The organism is Enhygromyxa salina, assembly GCF_002994615.1.
Lineage (GTDB): Bacteria > Myxococcota_A > Polyangia > Nannocystales > Nannocystaceae > Plesiocystis > Plesiocystis salina_A.
Window position 1 is genome coordinate 1 of the sequence record NZ_PVNK01000005.1, and the last position, 23735, is coordinate 23735.

At 70.0% G+C, this 23735-nt stretch carries 20 protein-coding genes; 14 read left to right on the top strand and 6 right to left on the bottom strand.

Annotated elements, in window-relative coordinates:
• Window positions 1-308: 308 nt before the first annotated feature.
• On the bottom strand, window positions 309-1580 hold the full coding sequence (locus ENSA5_RS00275) for a lycopene cyclase family protein (protein WP_181197090.1): 1272 nt from the start codon (window positions 1578-1580) through the stop codon (window positions 309-311).
• Between the two features lie 81 nt (window positions 1581-1661).
• Here ENSA5_RS00275 and ENSA5_RS00280 point away from each other — a divergent pair, with 81 nt between their 5' ends.
• Window positions 1662-3356, top strand: a complete 1695-nt coding sequence (locus ENSA5_RS00280) for an Aq_1262 family (lipo)protein (RefSeq protein WP_106389537.1) — start codon at window positions 1662-1664, stop codon at window positions 3354-3356.
• A 5-nt stretch (window positions 3357-3361) separates the two neighbouring features.
• Here the strand turns inward: ENSA5_RS00280 and ENSA5_RS36770 are convergent, their stop codons facing one another.
• Window positions 3362-4750: a Vgb family protein gene (locus ENSA5_RS36770; RefSeq protein WP_181197091.1), complete on the bottom strand. Its 1389-nt coding sequence runs from the start codon at window positions 4748-4750 to the stop codon at window positions 3362-3364.
• 415 nt (window positions 4751-5165) lie between these two features.
• Here ENSA5_RS36770 and ENSA5_RS39040 point away from each other — a divergent pair, with 415 nt between their 5' ends.
• The 3 genes from ENSA5_RS39040 to ENSA5_RS00305 all read left to right on the top strand — a co-directional run bounded on the left by ENSA5_RS39040 (window position 5166) and on the right by ENSA5_RS00305 (window position 8253).
• Complete coding sequence (locus ENSA5_RS39040) at window positions 5166-5291, top strand: hypothetical protein (protein WP_258182682.1); 126 nt, start codon at window positions 5166-5168, stop codon at window positions 5289-5291.
• A gap of 206 nt (window positions 5292-5497) precedes the next feature.
• The gene (locus tag ENSA5_RS00295) at window positions 5498-6544 is read left to right on the top strand and encodes a prolipoprotein diacylglyceryl transferase (RefSeq protein ID WP_106389539.1); all 1047 of its coding nucleotides are present in this window, start codon (window positions 5498-5500) and stop codon (window positions 6542-6544) included.
• 47 nt (window positions 6545-6591) lie between these two features.
• Window positions 6592-8253, top strand: a complete 1662-nt coding sequence (locus ENSA5_RS00305; RefSeq protein WP_181197092.1) for an IgGFc-binding protein — start codon at window positions 6592-6594, stop codon at window positions 8251-8253.
• Between the two features lie 2 nt (window positions 8254-8255).
• On the opposite strand, the gene ENSA5_RS00310 is transcribed toward ENSA5_RS00305, so the two are convergent.
• A complete protein-coding gene (locus ENSA5_RS00310) occupies window positions 8256-8873 on the bottom strand; it encodes a hypothetical protein (RefSeq protein WP_106389542.1) in 618 nt (205 codons plus the stop codon).
• 265 nt (window positions 8874-9138) lie between these two features.
• On the opposite strand from ENSA5_RS00310, the gene egtB reads away from it, so the two are divergent.
• A complete protein-coding gene (gene egtB, locus ENSA5_RS00315) occupies window positions 9139-10437 on the top strand; it encodes an ergothioneine biosynthesis protein EgtB (RefSeq protein ID WP_106389543.1) in 1299 nt (432 codons plus the stop codon).
• 24 nt (window positions 10438-10461) lie between these two features.
• Here the strand turns inward: egtB and ENSA5_RS00320 are convergent, their stop codons facing one another.
• Window positions 10462-10713 carry a hypothetical protein gene (locus tag ENSA5_RS00320; protein ID WP_106389544.1) on the bottom strand — a complete coding sequence of 84 codons (252 nt, stop codon included), beginning with the start codon at window positions 10711-10713 and terminating at the stop codon, window positions 10462-10464.
• 69 nt (window positions 10714-10782) lie between these two features.
• On the opposite strand from ENSA5_RS00320, the gene ENSA5_RS00325 reads away from it, so the two are divergent.
• Together ENSA5_RS00325 and ENSA5_RS00330 are read left to right on the top strand one after the other, a co-directional pair.
• Window positions 10783-12165, top strand: a complete 1383-nt coding sequence (locus ENSA5_RS00325) for an L-serine ammonia-lyase (RefSeq protein ID WP_106389545.1) — start codon at window positions 10783-10785, stop codon at window positions 12163-12165.
• A gap of 45 nt (window positions 12166-12210) precedes the next feature.
• Window positions 12211-12798, top strand: a complete 588-nt coding sequence (locus ENSA5_RS00330) for a hypothetical protein (RefSeq protein WP_106389546.1) — start codon at window positions 12211-12213, stop codon at window positions 12796-12798.
• Between the two features lie 158 nt (window positions 12799-12956).
• Here ENSA5_RS00330 and ENSA5_RS00335 read toward each other — a convergent pair whose 3' ends face one another.
• A complete protein-coding gene (locus ENSA5_RS00335; protein ID WP_181197094.1) occupies window positions 12957-13940 on the bottom strand; it encodes a formylglycine-generating enzyme family protein in 984 nt (327 codons plus the stop codon).
• A 313-nt stretch (window positions 13941-14253) separates the two neighbouring features.
• Between ENSA5_RS00335 and ENSA5_RS00340 the strand changes: the two genes are divergently transcribed.
• From ENSA5_RS00340 to ENSA5_RS00370, 7 genes are all read left to right on the top strand, one after another.
• Entirely contained in the window at window positions 14254-15258 is a 1005-nt protein-coding gene (locus ENSA5_RS00340; protein WP_146155159.1) for a WD40/YVTN/BNR-like repeat-containing protein, read from the top strand.
• The gene (locus ENSA5_RS00345) at window positions 15255-17582 is read left to right on the top strand and encodes a di-heme oxidoredictase family protein (protein WP_106389549.1); all 2328 of its coding nucleotides are present in this window, start codon (window positions 15255-15257) and stop codon (window positions 17580-17582) included. Before ENSA5_RS00340 ends, ENSA5_RS00345 begins: the two co-directional genes overlap by 4 nt.
• On the top strand, window positions 17579-18055 hold the full coding sequence (locus ENSA5_RS00350; protein WP_106389550.1) for a DUF192 domain-containing protein: 477 nt from the start codon (window positions 17579-17581) through the stop codon (window positions 18053-18055). The genes ENSA5_RS00345 and ENSA5_RS00350 overlap by 4 nt, the downstream gene beginning before the upstream one ends.
• A gap of 161 nt (window positions 18056-18216) precedes the next feature.
• Complete coding sequence (locus tag ENSA5_RS00355) at window positions 18217-19494, top strand: penicillin-insensitive murein endopeptidase (protein WP_106389551.1); 1278 nt, start codon at window positions 18217-18219, stop codon at window positions 19492-19494.
• Window positions 19495-20017: 523 nt separating this feature from the next.
• A complete protein-coding gene (locus ENSA5_RS00360; protein ID WP_181197095.1) occupies window positions 20018-21064 on the top strand; it encodes a CapA family protein in 1047 nt (348 codons plus the stop codon).
• Between the two features lie 202 nt (window positions 21065-21266).
• A complete protein-coding gene (locus tag ENSA5_RS00365; RefSeq protein ID WP_106389553.1) occupies window positions 21267-21854 on the top strand; it encodes a XylR N-terminal domain-containing protein in 588 nt (195 codons plus the stop codon).
• Window positions 21855-22883, top strand: a complete 1029-nt coding sequence (locus ENSA5_RS00370; protein ID WP_106389554.1) for an STAS domain-containing protein — start codon at window positions 21855-21857, stop codon at window positions 22881-22883. It abuts the gene before it with no gap.
• Here ENSA5_RS00370 and ENSA5_RS00375 read toward each other — a convergent pair.
• Complete coding sequence (locus tag ENSA5_RS00375) at window positions 22873-23724, bottom strand: lysophospholipid acyltransferase family protein (RefSeq protein WP_258182684.1); 852 nt, start codon at window positions 23722-23724, stop codon at window positions 22873-22875. The genes ENSA5_RS00370 and ENSA5_RS00375 overlap by 11 nt on opposite strands.
• Window positions 23725-23735: the final 11 nt, after the last annotated feature.

The window sequence follows — 23735 nt, forward strand, 5'->3', positions numbered from 1 at the left end:
CCGGCCGTCAGCTACGGCGCCACGCACGGCCGCAAGCGGCCGGTCGCTCGTTCCTCGCTCGGTGGGCTGGTATGAGCTTCGCCGTCGTTTGCGTGGCCCCCTAAAAGGGGGCTCTCTTGACCCCCCCGGCCGTCAGCTACGGCGCCACGCACGGCCGCAAGCGGCCGGTCGCTCGTTCCTCGCTCGGTGGGCTGGTATGAGCTTCGCCGTCGTTTGCGTGGCCCCCTAAAAGGGGGCTCTCTTGACCCCCCCCGGCCGTCAGCTACGGCGCCACGCACGGCCGCAAGCGGCCGGTCTCAGGTTTCTTGCTAGCGTTCGAGTCCCGCGAAGCCTCGCAGCATTCGTAGGCCGCGGCGACCGAGCAGGGCCGAGGACAGGCGCCCGCGGATCGGTCGAGAGGTCGAGGCGTAGTAGCGCAGCATCGTGGCCATCAGCTCGGTCGTCGGGCCGCTCGCGGACACGAACCCGCGCCAGCAGTGCTCGGGCAGGTCGAAGAACTCGGCGAAGAAGCGATCGGTCCCGGCCCGATCGAGCTCAGCGATCACCTCGAGGCCGAAGCTGTAGAGCCGCCACGCGCGGACCTCCTCGGGCGTCCAGATCGCCTGCCAGATCCGCCGACTGGGCCCGCCAGGGCCGACCCAGTCGGCGAGCTCGCGGGCGATCGCGTCGGCGACCCGCTCGCGGCGGCGCAGGACGTTGGTCAGCAGGTAGCCCGTCGCCGGGTGAACCATCGAGGCCGCGCCTCCGTAGGCCAAGGTCCGCTGATCCCCGCGGGGCAAGGGCGCGCCCATCGGGATGACGCAGCGCTCGACCTCCTGCGGCCGCCCGGCGAGGGTGAGCGCGCCCGAGCGCTCGAGTCGCCGATGCAGGCGCGCGCGCAGAGCCGGAAAATAGTCCGCGGGCGCGCGGCCGAGCCGGGCCGCGAGCACGGTCTCTTCGACGAACAAACGATCGTCACCAAGTGGCATCGCATAGAGAAAGGTCGGGGGCAGCTCCTCTGCGGCCTCCCGCGGCCCGCTGGAGGTCCAGTCCATGAAGGTCATCGGGTCCTCCCGATGCACAGGGTGCCCGCCCTCGACCGCCCACAGCTCGCCCCAGGCAACCTGGTAGTACGGCGCCCCGCCCGGCTCGCGCGCGACGAAGGGCGAAGCGTGCCCGCTCGCGTCGACGACCAGGCGCGCGCGCAGGCACGTGGTGTCTTCGCAGCGCAGCTCGACGCCCTCGTCGTCGTGGCTGATCTCGGCCAGCCTGTTCGTCTCAATTCGGACGCCCGCGGCCTCGCAGCGGGCGAGGAGCTCGAGCTGCCAGCGGCGAGCATCGAGCAGCGCGTAGCCCCGATCCAACACGCGCGGGCCTCCAGCGAAGCGGGCCTCGGCCCGGGCCCAGCGCCGGGCGAGGAAGCCCTCGACCCCGAGCTCGATCGCGTCGTCGAGCCACAGCGCGTAGTTGGGGATCCAGGCAGCGCGAGGATCCGGCGCGAGGATGCCAACCCGCACGCCTCGCGCGACGCAGCTGTCCGCGAGTGCCAGGGCGGCCGGCCCCGCGCCGACGATCCAAAGCTGCGTCGCGTCGGCGGGCACCGCACGAGGGTGGACCGCAGGAGACGGCGGCGCAAGGCGCGATGACTTGTCCTCAGCAGCCACGGAGGGGAGAGTTGTCCCATGATCCACGTTCGTGTAGCCCGAAGCTGTCTCCTGCTCGGCGCCGCCGCGCTCGGGCTCGCGTGTGGGCGCGACGACGAGCCCCGCGAGGACCCGGGCTCAGGCGACCCCGCGGCCAGCCCCAGCGAGTCGGACGGAGACGAGCCCGAGCCCGAGCCTCCCTACGATCCTCTCGCCACGGCCCGCGCCGCGCTCGGCAAGCTCGACAACCTCGAGGCCACGATCCCGCCGCAGTGCTACACGAAGACCGACGGCCACGCGAACCCCTGCTGGGTCTGCCACGCGCCCTCGCGCTTCCCCAACGCGATGGTCGACTGGGATCTGCAGCGCACCTACGACTTCTCGGACGAGGCCAAGACCAACTACTGGACCAACCTGTTCGAGGATCGCCGCGCGGCCGTGGCCGCGATCACCAACGCCGAGATCCTCGCGTGGATCCAGGCCGACAACTACACGCCGCTGCGCGAGGCGATCGACGCCCTGCCCGTCGACGACTACCGCGGCTACCGCCCGGACCTCGACTTCGCCGCGGGCTTCGACGAGGCCGGCTTCGCCCGCGACGGCAGCCACTGGCGAGCGTTCCGCTACAAGCCCTTCGCGGGCGCGTTCTGGCCGACCAACGGCAGCACCGACGACGTCATGATCCGCCTGCCTCCGGCCCTGCGCCGCGACGCCGACGGCCGCGAGTCGCCCGCGGTCTACCGGGCCAACCTCGCGATCCTCGAGGCCAGCCTCGCGACCGACCCGCGCACGCCCGACGCCACGCTGCGCTGGCCGATCGAGCCGATTGACGAGCGCGCGGCCAACATCGACCTCGACGGCGATGGCGAGCTCGAGCCCGAGGTCACTGTCATCGTCGGCCTGCCCCCGCGCTTCGCCGGAGCGGCCGCGGACATGCCCGTGCGCCGGGGCCTGTACCCCGAGGGCACCGAATTCCTCCACTCGGTCCGCTACCTCGATCCCGAGGGGGGCGTGGCCACGCGCATGAAGGAGCTGCGCTACAGCAGGCGCTTTGCGACCCTGTCCGACGCCCGGCTCCGCGCCGCCTACGGCCGCGAGGACGAGGAGCGGAGCGAGGGCGGCCTCCCGATCTTCGCCGGCTCGCCCCTGACAGGCCTGCGCAATTCCTACGGCTGGGTGCTCCAGGGCTTCATCGAGGATCGGCGCGGCCGGCTCCGGGTCCAGACCGAGGAGGAGACCTACTTCTGCATGGGGTGCCACAGCAACCTCGGGGTCACCGCCGACCAGAGCTTCGCGTTCCCGCGCAAGCTCCCCGGCCAGGCGGGCTGGGGCTACCAGGACATCCGCGGGATGCCCGACGCGCCCCAGGTCGGGCACGCGCGCGGCGAGATCGCTACCTACCTCGAGCGCGCCGAGGCCGGCGACGAGTTCCGCGGCAACCTCGAGATGCGTTCACGCTGGTTCACCGACGAGGGCGCCGTCGACGAGGCCGCCCTCGCGGCCGCCCCCGACATCGCCGCGATCCTCACGCCCTCGCCCGAGCGCGCCCTGCTCCTCAACAAGGCCTACCTCGTCATCGTCCGTGAGCAGAGCTTCACTCGCGGCCGCGACCCCGTCGTCGCCCCGCTGACGAACGTCCACAGCCACATCACCGAGCCCTCGACCGGCCTCCAGGCCCACGAGCGCGTCTACCTCGACGGCAGCTTGCGCCTGGCCTGGCCTGAAGGCCTGTGAAGGCCTCAGCCGCTCGGGGTTCCGGCGTTGCTCAGCGCGAACCCGGTCATGTCGGAGTAGGTGTAGGCACCGACCAGGCCGTCGTACATCCAAAACTGCCCCGTCTCCGGGTCGATCTTGCTGGCGTTCGAGCCGAACGCCACCGCCCAGACGTAGCCCTCGAAGTCGATGCTGATGCCGTAGGCCCCGCCCGCGGGCCAGCTCTTCTCGACCTGCAAGGTGTCGCGGTTGACCCCGATCACGCCCTGGTTGCCGCTCGACGCCTGCCACAGCAGCCCGTCCTCGCCGACGTCCGCCATGCAGCCGGTGTAGCCGCCGGTCATGGCCGTGGTCCACTCCTCGGTCTGGGGATCGAAGCGGGCGACGTAGTTGCGGCACAGCCAGACCATGCCGTCTTCGTCGACGGTCATGCCGTACCACGAGGCATCGTTGGGCGTGTCGTAGATCGTGTAGGTCATGTCCTCGCGGACGACCTTGATCAGCTTGCCGCTGCTGCCCAGCTGTGAGCCCCAGAAGTTGCCGTCGCCGTCGACGGCCCCGCCGTAGATGCCGTAGAAGCTCGCGGCCAGGCCGTCGCCGCCGGTCGGGACCGCGATCATCTCTTTGGTCGCGCCGTCGTCACCGTCGAGCACGTAGATGTCGATGGTCCCGTTGTTGTTGGTCCCCGCGGTCCACAGCTCCTCGTTCTCCCACTGGCAGGTGCCCTCGTTGAACTCGCCCGGGCCCCAGGCCGCCGGGCGCTGGGACTGGTAGTCCATCGGCTTGTGCCACGCGACGCACTCTTCCTCGCCCCACGGCAGGTAGGCCGAGCTGTTGGAGGTCTGGATGCCGGGCATGCCGTTGGACTCCTCGCAGAAGCTCTCGTCGGCGTAGATCTTGGTCACGCCGCCGTTGCGACTGGCGACCGCGACGTGGCCCGAGAGGCTGACCGAGGTCCGCGAGGGGCTGCCCGCACCGTCGGGCCGGACCTGGTAGCGACCGACCTCGGTCACGGTCTTGGTGTCGATCTTGGAGATCGTGCCCTGGGTGCTGTTGGCGGCCCACAGGTACGACCACTCCGGATCGTCGTTCCCGCCGCCGCCACCACCACAGTTGTTGCCGCCGTCGGGGACCGAGAGGGTGTCCCACTTGTTGGACCCGCTGCCCTCGCTGCCGTCGTCGCCGTCGCCGTCGCCCGGATCGGTGTCACCGTCGCCATCGCCGGGGCTCGTGTCGCCGTCGCCGTCGCCGTCGCCGTTTTTGGTGTCCATGCCCTCGGCGTTGTCGCCCCCGCTGCCCCCGGTGTCGCCGAGCGAGACGATCCCGCCCTCGCTGGAGGTCGGTCCGGAGTCGTCGCCGCACGCGGTGATGAGAAACAGGCTCGTGCTCACTAGGGTCAATACGGACTTGGTCATGGCCACTCGGAGAAGTGTATGGCGATCGCGAGCGAGGTCCAACACCTCCCGCTTCGGCTCGCGAAAACCGCGACAACCCCGAAAACCCCGAAAACCCCCGGCTCGGATCCAGCAATTTCCACGCGCGACCACCCGCGACCATGACCGAGAGCGACGACGGTGCGCGCGAATTCGGCCTCACCGTGCCTGGCCGTCGAAGGTTGGGCGCCTGCGCGCGCCTGCGCGATCGAGTCGACCCGCGACGAGGACCCGCGAGGGGTCGGCGCGCTGTTGCCCGCGCGTTCGCGCGACCCGAACTCCGCGCAGGCGCGCTCGCTTTGTCAGGCCGAGTCCACGAGACCGACGAGGCCCCCTTTCGCATGAGCTCTCAGCTGCGCATCGACTCGCGCCTCGACGACGAGTTCGTTGGGGCCGGGTGGCTCGTCAGCCCGCGCGCGCTCAGGTCATCGCGCCGGTCGACGAGCGAGCTGGCGTCGGCGAGCGGGCGATCCTCCGCGATCCAACCAGCTCGGTCTTGGCCATGATCACCCCCGCGATCTAGCCGCCAGCCCCCGCAAATGTCGGTGTGAGCACGGGCACCCGTGGGCTGCGCAGGGCGAAGTGAGCTGCGCAGCGGCGATCCGCGCCGCTTTGTGCGGCCTCCCAGACCCGTCTGCGGGGACCTCGCTGGACCTGGCCCCTGCTTTTCGCTAGGAGACGCCAACGGACTCGGGCCCCGACCGGGGCGCCGAAGCCGAAGCCAAAGCCATGTTTTACGAGCCATTCCACCTGGGCCCGCTCCGCATCGCTCCTTACGGGATCATGGTCGCGCTCGGCCTGCTCGCCGCGATCGTGCTCGGCGGGCGCGAGAACCAGCGCATCAAACTGATGACGCCGGAGCTGTTCGAGAAGGTCGCGCTGTGGACCGTGCTGTGGGGCTTGATCGTCTCGCGCCTGTTCTACGTCCTGACCGATCTCAGCCGCTTCATGGACGACCCCGGCTCGATCATCGCGATCTGGCAGGGCGGCCTGGTGTTCTACGGCGGCCCGATCGGCGCGGTCTGCTACCTGGTCTATCACTTCGTGCTCAAAAAGAGCGGGCCGCGGGAGGGCACGAGGGTCGAGACCCTCAAGCAGGGCTGGCAGCGACTCCTGCGCTTCTTCGACCTCGGCGCGCCGATGCTGGCGCTGGCCCACGCCTTCGGGCGCCTCGGCTGTCTGTGCGCCGGGTGCTGCTACGGGGCCGCCCACGACGGCGGCTTCGCGCTCCACTACCCCGAGGGCTCGCCCGCGTACGCGGGCGGCATGGGCCGCTACCCGATCCCGCTGGTCGAGTCGGGCATCGAGCTGATGCTGTTTTTGTGGCTGATGAACCTGCGCCTCAAGAAGCGCTTTCACGGCCAGGTCATGCTCCACTACGTGATCTTCTACCCGATCGCGCGCTTCGTGCTCGAGATGTTCCGCGGCGACTCGGTCCGCGGCTACGTCATGAAGCTCGAGACGCCCGGGCTCAACGAGGCGCTCGGGCTCGACCCGACGATCCCCGTGATGATGACGACCAGCCAGTTCATCTCTCTCTTCGTGGTTACCGCGGCGATCGTGCTGGTCTTCGTGGGCAAGCGCGCCTCCGCCGACGGGCCGATCCCCGAAGCGGCCTGGTGGGAGGACGAGGACGAGGACGAGGACGAGGCCGACGAAGACGAGGACGAGGCTGAAGAGGCCGACGAAGACGAGGCCGACGAAGACGAGGCCGAGGCTGAAGAGGCCGACGAGGACGAGGACGAGGACGAGGACGAGGACGACGAGCGCGACTGATCGGCGTCGCTCGTGTCCGTGGCGCGCGGCGGGCTACACTCGCCCGCATGCGTCGCCTCTACTTGCCTTGCTCACTCCTGCTCCTCGCTGCGTGCGGCGACAGTGCCGCCGATGACGGCGGGAGCCCACTCAGCGGCGTCTCGGCCGATGCCACGTCGATGGCCGGGAGCGACTCCGGCGACGGCGACGGCGACTCCGACTCCGGCGACGGCGACGGCGACTCTGGCGACGGGGATGGCGACCCCGGCGACGGCGACGGCGACGACGACGGCGACGACACCAGCGGCATCAAGTTCGACATGGCCGCGCTGCCCGACGGCGGCGGCGACACGGGCGAGGACGGGCCGATCATCCCGGAGACCTGCGACCAGGCGGCCGCCGGCTCGACCACCGTCGGCTGCCTGTTCTACGCCGTCGACCTCGACCAAAACGGCACGCTCGAGTACGACCAGTACGCGGTCGCGGTGTCCAACGTCCAGCTCGACACCCCGGCCACGGTCACCGTCGAGAAGAAGAACGGCAACAACTGGGAGATCGTGGCCGGGCCGGTGATCGTCGATCCCCTCGATCTCTACGCCTTCCCCCTGCCCGACAACCACCACCAAGGCAGCGGGGTCAAGGCCGACGGCAGCTACCGCGTCAGCTCCGACGTCCCGATCATCGCCTACCAGTTCAACCCGATGATCCAGGGCGCGGCGAGCTCGGACGCCTCGATGCTCTACCCAGTCGCGAGCTGGGACTACTACAACCAGGTCATCCACTGGGGCGAGGGCTACGGCCGCGGCTACGTGACGATCGTCGCCGCCGAGGACGGCACCGTCGTCGAGGTCACGCCCGTGGTCGCGACCGAGGCGGGCCCCGGGGTCCCGTCCGGGAGCCCCAACGTGCCCTTCGAGGTCATGCTCGCCGAGGGCGAGATCGCCGAGGTCATGGTCGCCACGCAGCACACCCAGCTGACCGGGACCAAGGTCGTGTCCGACGAGGACCACCCGATCGCGGTGTTCTCGGGCCACGAGTGCGCGTGGATCCCTTTGGGTGAGGTCGCCTGCGACCACATCGAGGACCAGCTCTCGGGCGTGCGCCTGTGGGGTCAGAACTTCGCGGCTGGCCGCGTGCCGGTCCGCTGGCCCGACGCGCCCGAGGCCTCACTGTGGCAGATCTTCGCCAGCGAAGACGGCACCACCGTCACGATCACCGCCGCCCCCGAGGTCACCGGCCTCCCGATGACGCCCGCGGTGCTCAACCAGGGTGAGACCCTCGAGTTCTTCGCGGCCGGGACCCCCGAGCACCCCGGCGACCTGCTCGTCGAGGCCGACAAGCCGATCGCCGTGGCCAATTACATGACCGGCTTCGGCAACCTGCCCGAGGGCAACCAGGGCGATCCGGCGATGGTCCAGCTCGCGCCCTTCGAGCAGTTCCTGCCCCGCTACGTCGTGCTGGTGCCCGATCAGTGGATCAACGACGTGCTCGTCGTGACCCAGCCGATCGGCGCCGAGGTCACCGTCGACGGCGTCGCGATCCCGCCCGACCAGTACCTGGAGTTCGGCGGCGACTGGGAGGCCGCGCGCTACACCGTGCCCGACGGCGTCCACCAGCTCGAGGGCACCGAGCCCTTCTCCGTCGTCGTCGTCGGCTTCGACGGGGCCGACAGCTACGCCTACCTCGGCGGCTCGAGCACCGGCAAGATCAACCCCGCGCCCCAGGGCTGAGCTCAGGGGCTGAAGGTGTCGGTCACGTCGGGCGGGTCGGCGGTCACGTTGCCCGTGACGGAGGTCGCAGCGATCATCGTCGCAACCACGTCGAGGATCACGGCCGCGCCGTCGAGGTAGACCAGGTGCACACGCAGCAGCCCCGGGTCCTGATCGACGATCGTCTGCATCACGGTCGCGGTCGCCGAGATCACCGTGGTCCGGACCTGCCAGGTCGCGCAGGTCTTGGCGTAGAGGTTGCTCGCCGAGTCGAAGGTCTCGGTCTGCCACACGCGCTCGGCCGAGGTCTGCGGCGACAGCGGCCAGTCCGGACGCGAGCCCGCCGGAGCCGGGTTGAACAGGTTCTGGATGTCGATCTCCTTCTTGCCGGTCGCGGTCCCGACGTCGATCCAGGCCTTGTAGCGCGCGGCCATCGTCGCGACCGGTGAGCCGGCGACGTCGGTGACCACGAGCTCGTAGCCGCTGAACTGCCGGTCGGTGCCCGGCGCGTAGTCAACGAACTGGACGCTGCCGGGGCCGGCGTGGGTCGCGACGAACTCGAATTCTGTGGCCTCGCTCGCGGAGTCGCCAGCGTCGCCAATTACAATATCTGTCTGGGTCTTACCTTGATGAGTCGGCATCGTGTTCTCGTCTACTAGTTGGTGCCCGGCGCGACTGATCCCGTTATTAAAATCTCTTGTCGTCCGCGCATATCGTTCGCTGCCAGCGCCCAGACGGCCTCCGAGGGCCTGTGGGCCCGAGCGAAGCGAGGGTATCGGGCCCAAGGCCCGAGTCAGGAGACGATGAAGAGTGTACACACATACTCGCACTGTACTCTCGTGCAGGCGCGTCACTTGACGGACTAGCAGTGGGCCCCGAAGCTCGGCTGGCGACTCCCCTGCCCCGATGTCTTCGACGATCCGACTCGATCCAACCCGGCTGGCCTCGGCCTACGCCCAGGTCCGCTCGCTCACCGAGGCCCTCGCGGCCCCGCTCGGGCCCGAGGACCAGTGCGTCCAGTCGATGCCCGACACCAGCCCGACCAAGTGGCACCTGGCCCACACGAGCTGGTTCTTCGAGACCTTCGTGCTCGACGGCCCGGGCTACGTCCGCTACCGCGAGGGCTGGGACTTCCTGTTCAACAGCTACTACCAGACCGTCGGCACCATGCACGCGCGGCCGCGTCGGGGCCTGCTGTCGCGGCCGACCGTGCCCGAGATCCTCGCCTACCGCCGCGCGGTCGATGCCCGGGTCGTCGCCGCGCTGCCGAGCTTGCCCGCCGACAAGCGCGCGCTCGTCGAGCTCGGGCTTCACCACGAGCAGCAACACCAAGAGCTGATCCTGACCGACATCAAGCACGTGCTCTCGTGCAACCCGCTCGCGCCCGCGTACCGCGACCCGGGCCGGGAGGCCCACCCCGCCGAGGCGCCCGCGCTGCGCTGGGTCGAGGATCCGGGCGGCCTCGTCGAGCTCGGGCGCGATCAGGGCGCGTCCGCCGACGCGTTCGGCTTTGACAACGAGGGCCCGCGGCACAAGCGGTGGCTCGAGCCCTTCGCCCTCGCGAGCCGGCTCGTGACCTGCGCCGAGTACCTCGCGTTCATGAACGACGACGGCTACGCGCGCCCGGAGCTGTGGTTGTCCGAGGGCTGGGACGTCATCCTGCGCGAGGGCTGGCGCGCGCCGAGCTACTGGCGGCCGCCGGAGCCCGGCGAGGCCTGGACGGTGTTCACCCTCGACGGCGTCCGCGAGCTCGACCTCGCCGCGCCCGTCTGCCACCTGAGCTACTACGAGGCCGACGCCTTCGCGCGCTGGTCCGGCGCCCGCCTGCCGAGCGAGGCCGAGTGGGAGCAGGTCGCGGGTGAGCTCGAGGTCGCGGGCAACCTCCTGCCGACCTCCCCAAAGGCGCTCGCGCGCGCCTCGCTGCACCCCGAAGCCGCCCGCGCGAGCGCCGACTCGAGCGGGCTCGCGCAGCTCTTCGGTGACGTCTGGGAGTGGACCGCGAGCCCCTACTCGCCCTACCCCGGCTACCGCCCGCCGCCGGGCGCGGTCGGGGAGTACAACGGCAAGTTCATGTGCAACCAAATGGTGCTGCGCGGGGGCTCCTGTGCGACGCCAGCCAACCACGTACGCCCCGGATATCGCAATTTCTTCGCCGCGCCGAGCCGCTGGCAATTCTCCGGACTGCGCCTCGCCAAAGATCTCTAGCGCTGCAAAGGCCTACCTTCAGGCCTAGCAGCCGTCGAGTTCGGCCAGGGTCTCGGCGGCCATCATGCACTCGACCAGCGCGCGAGTCGGTCGCTGGGCCGCGCAGTCACGCTCGAGCGCGAGCGAGGTCGCGCCGCCGCCCTTGCCCTCGGCCTGGGCGAGCTCGACGATGTGCTCGGCGAGCGCCTGGCAGTCCTCCGCGTCCGCCCGGCAGCCGACCAGGGCCAGGGCCGGGACCGAGAGCACGACGAGCAACAGGCGGGTTCCGCGAGGCATCCGGACGATCCTACTCGACCGCCGGCCCCTTGACGACCCGCCGCGAACGCGTATGGCTGGCCACACACCATGGCGATCAGCATCTTCGACATGTTCACGATCGGCATCGGCCCGTCGAGCTCGCACACCGTCGGCCCGATGAAGGCGGCGCGGCGCTTCGTGCTCGGGCTCGAGCGCGACGGCACCCTCGCCAGGGTCGCCAAGCTGCGCGTCGAGCTGTTCGGCTCTCTCGGCCACACGGGCAAGGGCCACGGCAGCGACACGGCCGTGCTGCTCGGGCTCGAGGGTGAGCGGCCCGAGACCGTCGAGGTCGACGAGATCGCCGAGCGCGTCGCGAACATCGAGAACACCCGGCAGCTGCGCGTGCTCGAGGACCACGCGATCCCCTTCGATCCGAAGCGCGACGTCGTCTTTCACCGCCGCCAGATCCTGCCCCTGCACCCCAACGGCATGCGCTTTTGGGCCCACGACGCCGCTGGCGTCGAGATCCGCGAGCGAACCTACTACTCGGTCGGCGGGGGCTTCGTGGTCGATGACCAGCTCGCCGACGAAGACCGCATCGTCGCCGACGACACGCCCCTGCCCCATCCTTTCGACAGCGGCACCGAGCTGCTCGAGCGCTGCCGCGAGTCCGGCCTGAGCATCTCGACGCTGACCCGGGAGAACGAGGCCGTGTGGCGCAGCGAGGCCGAGATCCGCGAGCGCCTCGGGCTGCTGTGGTCGACGATGCAGGCCTGCGTCGAGCGCGGCTGCGCGCGCGAGGGCATCCTGCCGGGCGGGCTCAGGGTCAAGCGCCGCGCCGCCGCCATGTATCGCCGCCTCCGCAACGACCCGAGCGGCGAGGCCAGCAGCGACCCCCTCCGCGCGATGGACTGGGTCAACCTCTACGCCCTCGCCGTCAACGAAGAGAACGCCGCGGGCGGCCGGGTCGTGACCGCGCCGACCAACGGCGCCGCCGGGATCATCCCCGCGGTCCTGCACTTTTATCGCCGCTTCTACGCGGCGGCCGACCGCGAGGGGATCGAGCGCTTCTTGCTGACGGCCGGCTCGATCGGGATCATCTACAAGACCCGAGCGTCGATCTCCGGGGCCGAGGTCGGGTGCCAGGGCGAGGTCGGGGTCGCGTGCTCGATGGCCGCGGCGGGGCTCACCGAGGCCCTCGGCGGGACCCCGAGCCAGGTCGAGTGCGCGGCCGAGATCGGCATGGAGCACAACCTCGGCCTGACCTGTGATCCCGTCGGCGGCCTGGTTCAGGTGCCCTGCATCGAGCGCAACGCCATGGGCGCCGTCAAGGCGATCAACGCCGCGCGCCTGGCCATGCGCGGTGACGGCAGCCAAAAGGTCTCCCTCGACAAGGTGATCGAGACCATGCGCCAGACCGGCGCCGACATGAAGAAGAAGTACAAAGAGACCGCCCGTGGCGGGCTCGCGGTCAACATCATCGAGTGCTGACCGCTCGTTCGCAGGGCGCTCGGCGTGATACGATCCGCGCTCGACGTGACCAGCCCCGCGATCATCAATAGCTGGAGTCGCGGCGCGATGCGGCGGATCCGTTCCTTCCCTGACGACGTGCGCCTGCGGGTGCTCGACAAGATCACCCGTGGAGCTCAAAACGCGATCGCCCGGACGCGCTCGGACGAGTGGCTGCCCGTCGAGCACGTGATCGAGGTCTGTGACGCGCTCGTCGACGTGCTCGAGCGCGAGCGCGCCGTCGAATTCTGGCGCGATCTCGTCTACGACAGCTGGGTCGGCGGCCTGCTCGAGCCCCTCAGCCACAGCCTCCGCGATCACGAAGATGGGACCCGCGCCCGGGGCGAGGCCGTGCTCGCGCTCGCGCCCGCGGCCTGGTCGATCTCTGCGCGCAACTGCGGCGAGATCGTCGTCGTCCCCGATGATGACGGCGGGCGCCTCCGCCTCGAGGCCCGCGGCCTCCCGGACGTCGTCGAGGCCAGCGTCGGCATCCGAGTGATGTACGCCGGAGCGATCAAGGCCATGCTCGTGTTCGCGGGGCTCGGGCCCAGCGTGAAGATCAACGACGCGGGCGGCCAGTTCGCGTTCTCGCTGACCTTCACGTCGCCGACTTAGCAGCCCGGGGTGCAATGCATCGTGTCGCCTCGCGCCGGAATCTTCGCCGAGGGCGCGAAGCCAAAACGCCGCTGTACCGGGCGTACTGCAAGTTTTGGCGACAAAGCCCTCGGTGAACAGGCCAAGCGAGGCGGCGCGAGGCATTGCACCCCGGGCTGCTAGCGCGCGCAGCGGAAGCCGATGCCGATGTCGGACACGCTGACGTCGCCCCACTGTCGCCGAGCCGCGCGCACGTTCATGCCTGGATCCGTGAACATGCCCCCGCGGATGCCCCGCTTGGGCTGACGCGAGCGGCTCTCCTCGCGGTCGAAGACCCACTCGCGCACGTTGCCGGCCATGTCGAGCACGCCGTAGGGGCTCGCGCCCGCGAGGTGGGAAGCGACGGGCTGCGCCTCACGCAGGCCGCAGCCCTCGAAGTTGGCCAGCTCGCAGGTCGGGGCCTCGTCGCCCCAGGGGAACACGCGCTCATCGGTGCCGCGCGCGGCCTTCTCCCACTCGGCCTCGGTCGGCAGGCGCTTGTCGAGCCACGCGCAGTACTGGCCGGCCTGCTTCCAGCTGACGTTGACGACGGGGTTGGTGCAAGCCGCGGTCGGCTCGAAGCCGACGCCGGGCTCCGAGCAGGCGTTGGCCTCGACGCAGCGCTGGTAGGCGGCCTGGGTGACCTCCGTGCGATCGATCTCGAAGGCGGCCACGTTCACGACCACGCGCTTGCGCTCACGCTTGCCGCAAACTTTGCTGTCGAGATCGTCGCAACCCATCACGAACTCGCCAGCGGGGACCGCGATCATCTCGCCCATGACCGCCGACTCGGGGCAGCGCTCGGGCCGGGCCACGGGCAGCGGCATGCTGCTTGGATCCGCGTTGCCCCACACGCCCTCGGGGCCGGTGTTGATCGCGTTGCGATCCCAGGGGCAGCCGGGGGCCTCGGGATCTTCGTGGCACAGCATCTCGTGGCTGCCGTCGTCTTCGGGCTCCTCGTCGCCGGACTCCGCTTTGTCGTCCCCCGGCATCCACGCGACCTTGCTCGGGCCCCTGGCCTCGGGCTCCTCGCTCGGCTGCGGATGGCAGGCGAGCAAGGCCCCCGCGCCGAGCAACACGGCGACAACCATCCGGGCCCGATGTTGTCCGCTGCGTGCACGCACGGGCAAACCATAGCGCCGAGCCACAACCCGCGCCGTCGACCCGTGCGCGAGCGACGGACCTGAGGACGGGTCGAGCACGGACGGCCAGCGCGGGTCGGACATGAGAACTCACAACGCCGCCCACGCACCATCGATCTCGATCAATTCGTGCGCGCTTCGCCGCGACGCGAGCAGCTACCGTGGCTTGCGCGCTCACCACCTCGCCCGAGCGCCGCTCGGTTTGGAGTCACGCCTGCGACTCCTCCGCACCCCCGGGTGAGTCAATGGAGCGCAGCGAAGCCGCCTCTTGGGCTGCTACGCTGCGATCCTTGCAATGAGCGCCCGATCGCGTCCCCAAAGCCTCGCTTGTCTCGCCCTCGCCGTGTTGTTGGGGGGCTGCGAGCCCGAGCCCGCGCCGGAGCCCGCGTGGGAGATCGGGTTCGAAGCCGATGAGTCCTTCGGCGCGCTGCTGAGCGCGTGGGGCCCGAGCCCGACCGAGCTCTACGCCGTCGGGGGCAACCCCGAGCGCGGCGCGATGATCCGCTTCGACGGCGACGCGTGGTCCGAGCAAGCGCTGCCCGAGGGCTTCCCCCTCGCCAACTGGGTGTTCGGGCTCCCGGCCGAGGGCGGCACGACCTTGTGGGTCGCAGGCAACGAGGGCATGGCCGCGCGCCGTGACGTCGACGGCAGCTGGACGACCATGGATCTCGGGACCACAGGCCCGCTGTGGGGCATCTGGGGCACGGCCGACAGCAACATGTGGGCCGTCGGGGGCAGCATCCCGGGCGACGAGCCGATCCTGGCCCACTACGACGGCAGCGCCTGGACCATGGTCCCGATCCCAGCCCTCGATCGCGAGCTCGACGCGCTGTTCAAGGTCTGGGGCACGAGCTCGACCCAGGTGTTCGCGGTCGGTCACTCCGGCGTGATCCTCCACTACGACGGCAGCGAGTGGACCCAGCAGCTGGCCGGCACGGCCTCGGATCTGATCAGCTTGTGGGGCACCGGACCCAACGAGATCGTCGCGGTCGGCGGCCGGTCCAACGGGGTCATCGCCCGCTACGACGGCCAAGCCTGGCGCAGCGAGACGATCGGCATGCTCCCGGGGCTCAACGGTGTCTGGCTCGACAGCGAGGGCACCGGCTTCGCGGTCGGCGTCGAGGGCCTGGTGATCGAGATCCCCGCGGGCACCTTCGACTACGAGGAGCTCGATCGCTCGGCCCGCCCGGACGTGCTCCACGGCGCGTTCGGCTTCGACGAGGGCGCGCGCGTCGGCGTCGGCGGCAACCTGCTGTTCTCCCCGCCCTGGACCGGGGTCATCGTCCAATACTTGCCATGAAGCACATACACTTGAAACAACTCGTCCGGCCCGGGGCGGTCCTGTTCGGGCTGGTCCTGAGCGGGTGCCCTGACCCCGAACCCGAGCCGCCGAAGCTCGCCGAGGACATCTACGGCCCGCTCGGGACGATCCTGCCCAGCGCCAACGAAGACCAGCGGGCGACCTTCGAGCGCGGGCTCGAGGTCGCGACCCGGCGCTTCGCCCCCGACGAGGGCCTCGGCCCCCGCGCCAACGTCAGCTTCTGCTCGAGCTGCCACGAAAAGCCCGTGTTCGGGGGCTCGTCGCCGCGCTACCGCGACTTCTTCTTGACCGGGACCGAGCTCGCGGACGGCAGCTTCGTGCCCTCGGGCCACGGCGGAGTCGTGACCGCCTACGGCTTCGACCCGGGGCCCACGCGCCCGCCCCTCGACGAGGGCGTCAACGTCATCGCCCACCGCAACGCGATCCCCTTCTTCGGCGTCGGGTTGATCGCCGAGCTGTCCGAAGACGCGATCCTGGCCAACGTCGACGAGGACGACGCCGACGGCGACGGCATCTCGGGCCGCCCCAACTACGACCGCGGCTTCGTCGGTCGCTTCGGGCGCAAGTCGCAGACCGTCAGCATCGAGGGCTTCATCCGCGGCCCGCTCAACAACCACCTCGGCGTGACCTCGGACCCCCTGAGCGACGAGGACAAGGCCGCGCTGCCCGTGCCCTCGGTCGCGCCGAGCGGCGATCAGGCGGGCGGCCTGGGCTTTCGCCAGGCGGCCGCGCCCGAGGAGCCGCTGTTTGACGACGACGACGTCGCCGATCCCGAGCTGTCGTCGGACGAGCTGTTCGATCTGGTGTCCTTCGCAATGCTGCTCGCGGCGCCCGAGCCCGAAGATCTGAGCGACAACGAGCTCGGCGCGGCCGGCCGCGATCTGTTCAGCGAGATCGGCTGCGACGACTGCCACGTCGCGACCCTCGAGGGTCCGCGCGGGCTGATCCCGCTCTACTCGGACCTCCTGCTCCACGACATGGGCGAGGCGCTCGGCGACGGCATCCCCCAGGGCGTCGCAACCGGAGACGAGTTTCGCACCCAGCCGCTGTGGGGCGTGGTCGCGGTCGCGCCCTACCTCCACGACGGCCGCGCCGACACCCTCGACGAGGCGATCCGCTGGCACGGCGGCGAGGCCGAGCGAGCCCGCGACGCCTACGAGGCCCTGTCCGATCACCAGCGCGACGGGATCCTCGAGTTCCTCGCGAGCCTCGGCGGCCGCGAGCAGACCAGCGCGGGCCTGCTCCTGGCCAACAGCGAGGTCCCGTCCGCAGGTCAGCCCGGCTGCCCGAAGCCAGAGATCCTGGCCGACCCCGCCCAGCTTCGTGAGTGGGAGGCCGGGCGCGCGCTCTTCGATCGCAACATCGAAGTCGACGCCGGGCTCGGCCCGCTGTTCAACGGCGACGGCTGCCGAGCCTGTCACTTCGATCCGGTGATCGGCGGCGCGGGCCCGATCGGCGTCAACGTCATGCGCCACGGCACGATCGATCCGATGGGGGAATTCATCGCCCCGAGCTCGGGCACGATCCTCCACAAGCTCGCGATCCCCGGCCACGTCCGGCCCGAGCACACGCCCGATCAAAACATCTTCGAGCCCCGTCAGACCCCCTCGCTGCTGGGCCTCGGGCTGATCGAGGGCATCGCCGAAGACGACATCCTCGCGCTCCAAGATCCCGACGACCTCGACGGCGACGGGGTCCGCGGCGTCGCCCACATCCTCGCCGACGGCCAGCTCGGTCGCTTCGGCTGGAAGGCCCAGGTCCCGTCGCTGCGCGAGTTCTCCCGCGACGCGCTCGGGGCCGAGGTCGGGCTGACCGTGCCCGAGGAGCCCGGGTTCAGCTTCGGTGTCCTGAGCGACGACGACGGCGTCGCCGATCCCGAGGTCGACGCCGAGTTCATCGACACGCTGACCTTCTTCATGGCCGGGCTCGCCGCGCCGACGCCCACGCCCGGCTCGGACGCTGGCCTCGCGGTGTTCGAGGACATCGGCTGCGACAGCTGCCACGTCGTCGAGCTGCCCGGAGCCTCGGGCCCGGTCCGGGCCTACAGCGACTTCCTGCTCCACGTCGTTGCGCCCGACGACGCGCTCGGGATCGTCGACGGCCAGGCCGAGCAGCTGATGTTCCGGACGCCGCCGCTGTGGGGTCTGCGCGCGACCGCGCCCTACATGCACGACGGATCGGCGACGACCGTCGAGGCCGCGATCCTGGCCCACGCCGCCGAGGCCGACGCCGTGCGCACCGCCTACGAAGGCCTGAGCGCGGACCAGCAGGCCGCGCTGCTGGCCTTCCTCGACTCGCTATGAACACACGTCGCGGCGGTCGCCTCGTGATCGCTGCGGCGGCGATCCTCTCGCTCGGCGCCTGCGAGCCGGCGACGAGCTGCGAGGAGGACATCCGCGCGCAGGTCCTCGACGAACACCTGACGATCGAGATCGGCGCGGCGACGCTCGCGGCCGAGCTGGCCGACGAGGCCGTCGAGCGCGATCGCGGCTGGAAGCACCGCCGCTGCGATCGCGTGGCCCTGCTGCTGATCCCCGACGAGCCCGACACCAGCCTCGCGGTCTGGGGCTGTGGCCTGAGCGAGGCGATCGACGCCTACTTCGTGAGCGCGGGCGAGGTCGCGGCGATCGAGCGGATCGAGCCCTGCCCCGAGCCCTGCACCAAGTGCCCGCTCGTCGGCGAGGCGCTCGCGGTCGAGGCCGTGCTCGAGGTCCCCGCCGACGCGCTGACCGACGCGGTCGAGCTGGGCTCGCCCCTCTCGTTCAAGCTCCCGTGACTCGACGCTCCTCTATCCTGAGCCTTGTTCCAGGAGTCCGGGATCCAGGTCTTGCACCACGTGACGCCCCCTCGACCGCGGAGGGCGCCGCTGCCCCAGATACTTGCAATCGCTTTGGGATTGGCCATGTCCCCCGCTATCATTCGGCCCGCTCGATTCTGATGTCTTCCTCGTCCCATCATGCCCGGCGCGCGCGATCGTTCCTGGTCACGGCCGCGCTCGCGGCCGCGTGGCTGCCCGTGAGCGTCGGCGCGTCGCCTCCGGAGCCCGCCCCTCGCGTCAGCGAGCTGCCCTCCCCCGAGACCCTGCCGCCAGCGGACGAGTCCGAGCCGACGCCCGCGTCCGAGCCGACGCCCGCGTCCGAGCCGACGCCCGCGTCCGAGCCGAAGTCCGCGTCCGAGCCCAAGTCCAAGTCCAAGTCCAAGTCCACCGCCAAGCCCAAGTGGATCAAGCACCGGATCATCCCGGGCGAGCGCCTCGCGGAGATCGCCGCGCGCTACGAGGTCCGCACGGACTCGCTGATCCGGTGGAACAAGCTCGACAAGAACAACCCCAAGATTTACGCCGGTCGCAAGCTCTCGGTCTACACCGATCACGTGCCGCCGCCGCAGCGCAAGATCACCTACATCGTCGAGTTCGGCGACACCTGGGCCAAGATCGCAAGGGCCCACGACGTCGATCCCGACCGGCTCCGCCTGCGCTGGAACCCCAAGGTCCCGCGCCGGTTCAAGGCTGGCCAGGAGCTGGTGATCTGGGTCGACCCAGCCTCCCCACGGGCTCGAGCGGACGCTGCCAAGGGCATCGCCGAGGCCACCTCCCCGGCCATCGCGGCCCTGCCCCTGGTCCAGATCCCGCGCAGCTCGATCTCCGTCGGCAAGCCCAACAACGGCAAGCTCATCGGCTCGGTCCAGCTGCCCGAGAACAACAAGCTCTACACCCTCCGCAAGCCCGACGAGTCCTACGGCAGCAGCCACACCCTCCAGAACCTCCAGCTCGCGATCGCGACCTGGCGCCGCGACACGGGCTACAGCGGCAAGCTCAAGATTGGGGCGATCAGCAAGCGCGGCGGTGGCAAGCTCAGGCCCCACTTGTCGCACCGCAGCGGCCGCGACGTCGACATCCGGCTGCCGCTCACGAGCACGGGCAGTTCGGCCAAGAAGGTCAGCGACGTCGACTGGGACGCCACCTGGGGCCTGGTCCTCGCGCTCGTGGCCACCGGTGAGGTCAAGACCATCTACCTGGCCTCCGATCGGCAAAAGCACCTGCTCGCGGCGGCCAAGCGCGCGGGGGCCAGCAAGGAGACGATTGAGAAGATCCTCCAGTACCCCGAGACCCGCGGGTACGACAACGGGATCGTTCGCAATCAAAAGGGCCATACCGCGCACATGCACGTGCGCTTCTCGTGTGCGCCCAACGAGACCCGCTGCGAAGATTACTAGCAGCCCGTGGTCCAATGCCTCGTGTCGCCTCGCGCCGGAATTTTCGCCGAGGGCGCGAGGCATTGGACCACGGGCTGCTAGGCTAGGTCTAGCCTTCAAGGGGCCTTTCAAAAAGGCCCCTCGCTGCGGCGGCAAAGCCCCCTCCGCTCCCCCCAAACGCTCGCATTGCGGCTCGTACTAGCCCTAAATCATTCAGCGCTTGATTTAGGTCTAGCAGCCCGGGGTGCAATGCCTCGCGCCACCTCGCTTGGCCTTTTCGCCGAGGGCTTTGTCGCCAAAACTTGCAGTACGCCCGGTACAGCGGCGTTTTGGCTTCGCGCCCTCGGCAAAAATTCCGGCGCGAGGCGACACGATGCATTGCACCCCGGGCTGCTAGTCTTCAAAGGGCCCCTCGCTGCGGCGGCGAAGCCCCCTCCTCCGCTCACCCCTAACGCTCGCCCCAAATCATTTAGCTTTTTCATTCATTCTTTCCTGCTTGCGTCGCTCGTGCCCGACGCGGGAGAATTCGGCGGTTCTCGGGTGCGTGGATCAGCAGGCGCCCACACACCTGGCTCCGGCTACGGTCGAGCCTTCGGTCGAGGCCGGAGTCTCCGACGCGGGCGAGCACAGCGACGCCCGCGAGCGCGAGCCGGGGCCGAGGATCGAGCGCCGCCCGGAGCTCGAGCTGACCTTCGTCGGCGACGTCGTGCTCGGGCGCTACCTCGAGCATCGCGGCGACGAGGTCTTCGTCGAGTTGTACGCGCCCGAAGCCGATCCCTTCGCTGCGGTCGCGCCCTTGCTGGCCGCGGACGTGGTCATCGGCAACCTCGAGAGCCCGGTGATGTTCAACCTGCCCGCGCGCTCGCCGAGCACCCGCGTTTACCGCCTCGCGGGCTCGGCCGCGCACATGGCCCAGCTCCAGCGCGGCGGGTTCACGGCGATGTCGCTGGCCAACAACCACTTCTTCGACCTCGGCGTCGACGGCCAGCTCGAGGGTCCGCAGGTGCTCGCGGATGCCGGCCTGCTTCCGATCGGGGCCTCGCGCGTGGAGCCGCCGCTGCTGCGCGTCGAGACCCTCGAGGTCCAGGGCTGGCGGCTCGGCTTTCTCGCGTTTGCGACCCTGCGCAACCACTGGGGTGAGCCCGACGGCCCGCAGCTGCCCTTCGTCACCCTCGGTCAGATCCGCGAGCAGGCCCCGGCGCTCGTCGCCGCCGCGCGAGCCGAGCACGACCTGCTGATCGTCGTCGCCCACTGGGGCACGGAGTACGCCAGCGAGGTCCGCAACGCCCTGCGCCTGACCGCGCGCACCCTCGTCGAGAGCGGCGTCGACCTCGTCATCGGACATCACCCGCACGCCCCTGCCTCGAGCAGGCCCGGGTGCACCCGGTGTACATCGCCCGCGCCCCGCGCTGGCACCCGGAGCCCGCCCTCGGCCGACGCGGCGAGCAGGTCCGCAGGCGGCTCTCAAAGCTGTCCCTCGCCCACGGCACGCGCCTCGTCCGCGAGGAGGCCAGCGAGGATCTCGTGGTCACCGGCCTGCGCGCTTGCGAAGCTCATTAATGCTCGGGCGCCCAAGGTCATGAATTACTGATTCGTGGCGACCGCGCATTCATGAATCATGAGTCTCTTCTCATATGTAGTTTTCCCCACCGACACAGGACCGACGAATCGAGGTATTCTCTCTCGCGCATTTTTGCCCCACCCGGCGATAGCGAGACTTTGTGACCAATTCGACAAAAACAGTCAGGTGCCCTGAGCAATTCACGCCTCTGTTCGCCGAGGCCGAGCAGATCATGGCCGGCTTTTTCGACGACATGAAGCGCGAACCCGAGCGCGGACAGATCCACATTCAGGGTGTCCGCTACATGCTGATGCGAACCGACTCGATGTCGATCGAGCTGCAAGAAGAGCTGCGCAAGACCTTCGGCGAGGCCGGCGCTCGCCAGATCCGCTACAAGCTGGCCAAGGCCTGCGGCATGCGCGACGCCAAGCTCTTCGCCGAACGCCTCGAGGTCGAGGACCCGGTCATGCGTCAGGCGCTCGGGCCCGTCCACTTTGCCCACGTCGGCTGGGCCAACGTCGACTTCTTCGACGAGAGCGCACCGCAGCCGAACGAGGACTACTTCATGGCCTACGACCACCCCTACTCGTTCGAGGCCGCGTCCTACATCGACAACGGCATCGTCAGCGAGCACCCGGTCTGCCACATGAACGCGGGCTACAGCACCGGGTGGTGCCAGGCCAGCTTTGGCTTGGACCTCAAGGCCGAAGAGCTGACCTGTCGGGCCAAGGGCGACGATCAGTGCATCTTCGTCATGGCCCACCCTCGCAATTTCGAGCGCCTGCGCGACGAGTTCGCGCGCAAGCGAGGGCTGGCCTAGATGGGCGAGGACAGCCTCGCAGCCCGCAACCACCGCCTGGTCTCCGGCATGCAGTTCATGCAGCTGATGACCCGGACCTTCTCGACCCTGCAGCTGACCACCCACGACGCGATCGCCGACACCTTGAGCTCGCTGACCGGCAGCTTCTTCGAGTGTCGCTCGCGCCTGGCCCTGCTCGTCAACGGCGACACGGGCGAGCTGCGCGTGGCCGCGCGCGAAGGCCTCGGCGGCGCCGAGCTCCTGTCCGAGGCCGGCCGCGCGCTGTGGTCGTGGGTCATGGCCGAGAAGACCGCGCTCGCGCTGACCGCCGAGCAGCTCCGCGAGCGCTGGCCCGACGCCCCGGCGGCGCTGTCCGAGGGCATGGCGTGCGTGGCCATCGAGCTCCACGACGAGTCGCTCGGCGTGCTCGCGGTCGCAGGCAAGCTGTCCTACAAGCCGTTCAACGACGAAGAGCTGACCTTCTTGTCGTGCGCCTCAGGCCTCGCGTCGATGGCCGTCGCCAACGCCAACGCCAACGCCGAGCAGGACGCTCAGCGCCAGCTCGCCGAGGCCCGCGCGGCGCAGGCGGCGGAGCAGACCCGCGAGAAGCAAGCGACGCTCGTCGAGCTCGACCGGAAGCTGGCGATCATCGAGGCCCAGCGGGCGCGGATCGATGAGCTCTCGATCCCGATCTTGCAGCTCCGCGACCAGGTCCTGGCGGTCCCGCTGATCGGTGCGGTCGACGCCCAGCGCAGCGCGGACCTCATGGAGCAGCTGATGACCGAGATCTCGCGTCAGGGCGCCCGCTTCGTGATCCTCGACATCACCGGCGTCGAGCTCGTCGACACCCACACCGCCGACCACTTCATCCGCGTGGCCCGAACCGCGGCCCTGCTCGGGGCCCTGTGCATCGTCACGGGCGTGCGCCCGGCGGTCGCCCAGACCCTCGTCGGGCTCGGCGCGGATCTCTCGTCGCTGGTCACCAAGGCGACGCTCGGCGACGGCCTCGACGAGTGCGAGCGGCGACTCGCGCGGACGCTCAGCCCTTGACCCGCTCGCGCATGAACGGCCGCGGACGCAGCGCGAGGCCCCGCTCGATCAGCCCGCGGATCGCCGCGCGGACCTGCTCGACCTGGGCGTCGATGACCGGCTGCGGCTCGGCGCCCGTGCCCTCGAAGATCATCGGCTCGCCGAAGTGAACCTGACAGCTGACCGGCAGCGGCCAAAACACGAGCTGCGGGGCGATCGGCATCGGCGGCGTGCCCAGCAGCCGAGTCGCCGCGTCGACGCGGGCGAGGATCGGGAAGGCCTCCTCGGCGCCGATGAACGCGAAGGGGATGATCGGCGCGCGGTTGGACATCGCCAGGCGCATGAACCCGGTCCCAAAGCGCTGGAGCTGGTAGGCCTGCTTGTAGGGCTTGAGCGCGCCGCGGGAGCCCTCGGGGAACGCGACCACGAGGCGCTCGGCCTCGAGCAGGTGGCGGGCGTTCTCGGGCAGCCCCGTCAGGTGGCCGACGCGGTTGAGCCACATGCCCGCGTAGGGCATCGTGTTGAAGAAGTACTCGGCCATCGCGTGGGCGAGGCGCGGCGGGTTGTTCATCAATAGCGACATGCACAGCATCTGGGCATCGGCCCCGATGCCGCCGGAGTGGTTGCCGATCACCATCCCGCGCGTGCGCGTGGGCAGGTGCTCGGCCCCGAACACCGTGACCTTGAGGTAGCGTCGGTAGATCGGCGCGAGCGCCGAGTACCAGCGCAGGAGCGAGCTCCGCGAGACGCCGAAGCGATCGACGCCGTGCTCGTTGAAGTCGATCCGGAGGCGCGCGAGCTGCTCGGCGACCTCGGCGTCTTCGAGGGCCCTCCCGACGTTCCCGAGTAGCCTCCGGATCACGTGTCCAAGCT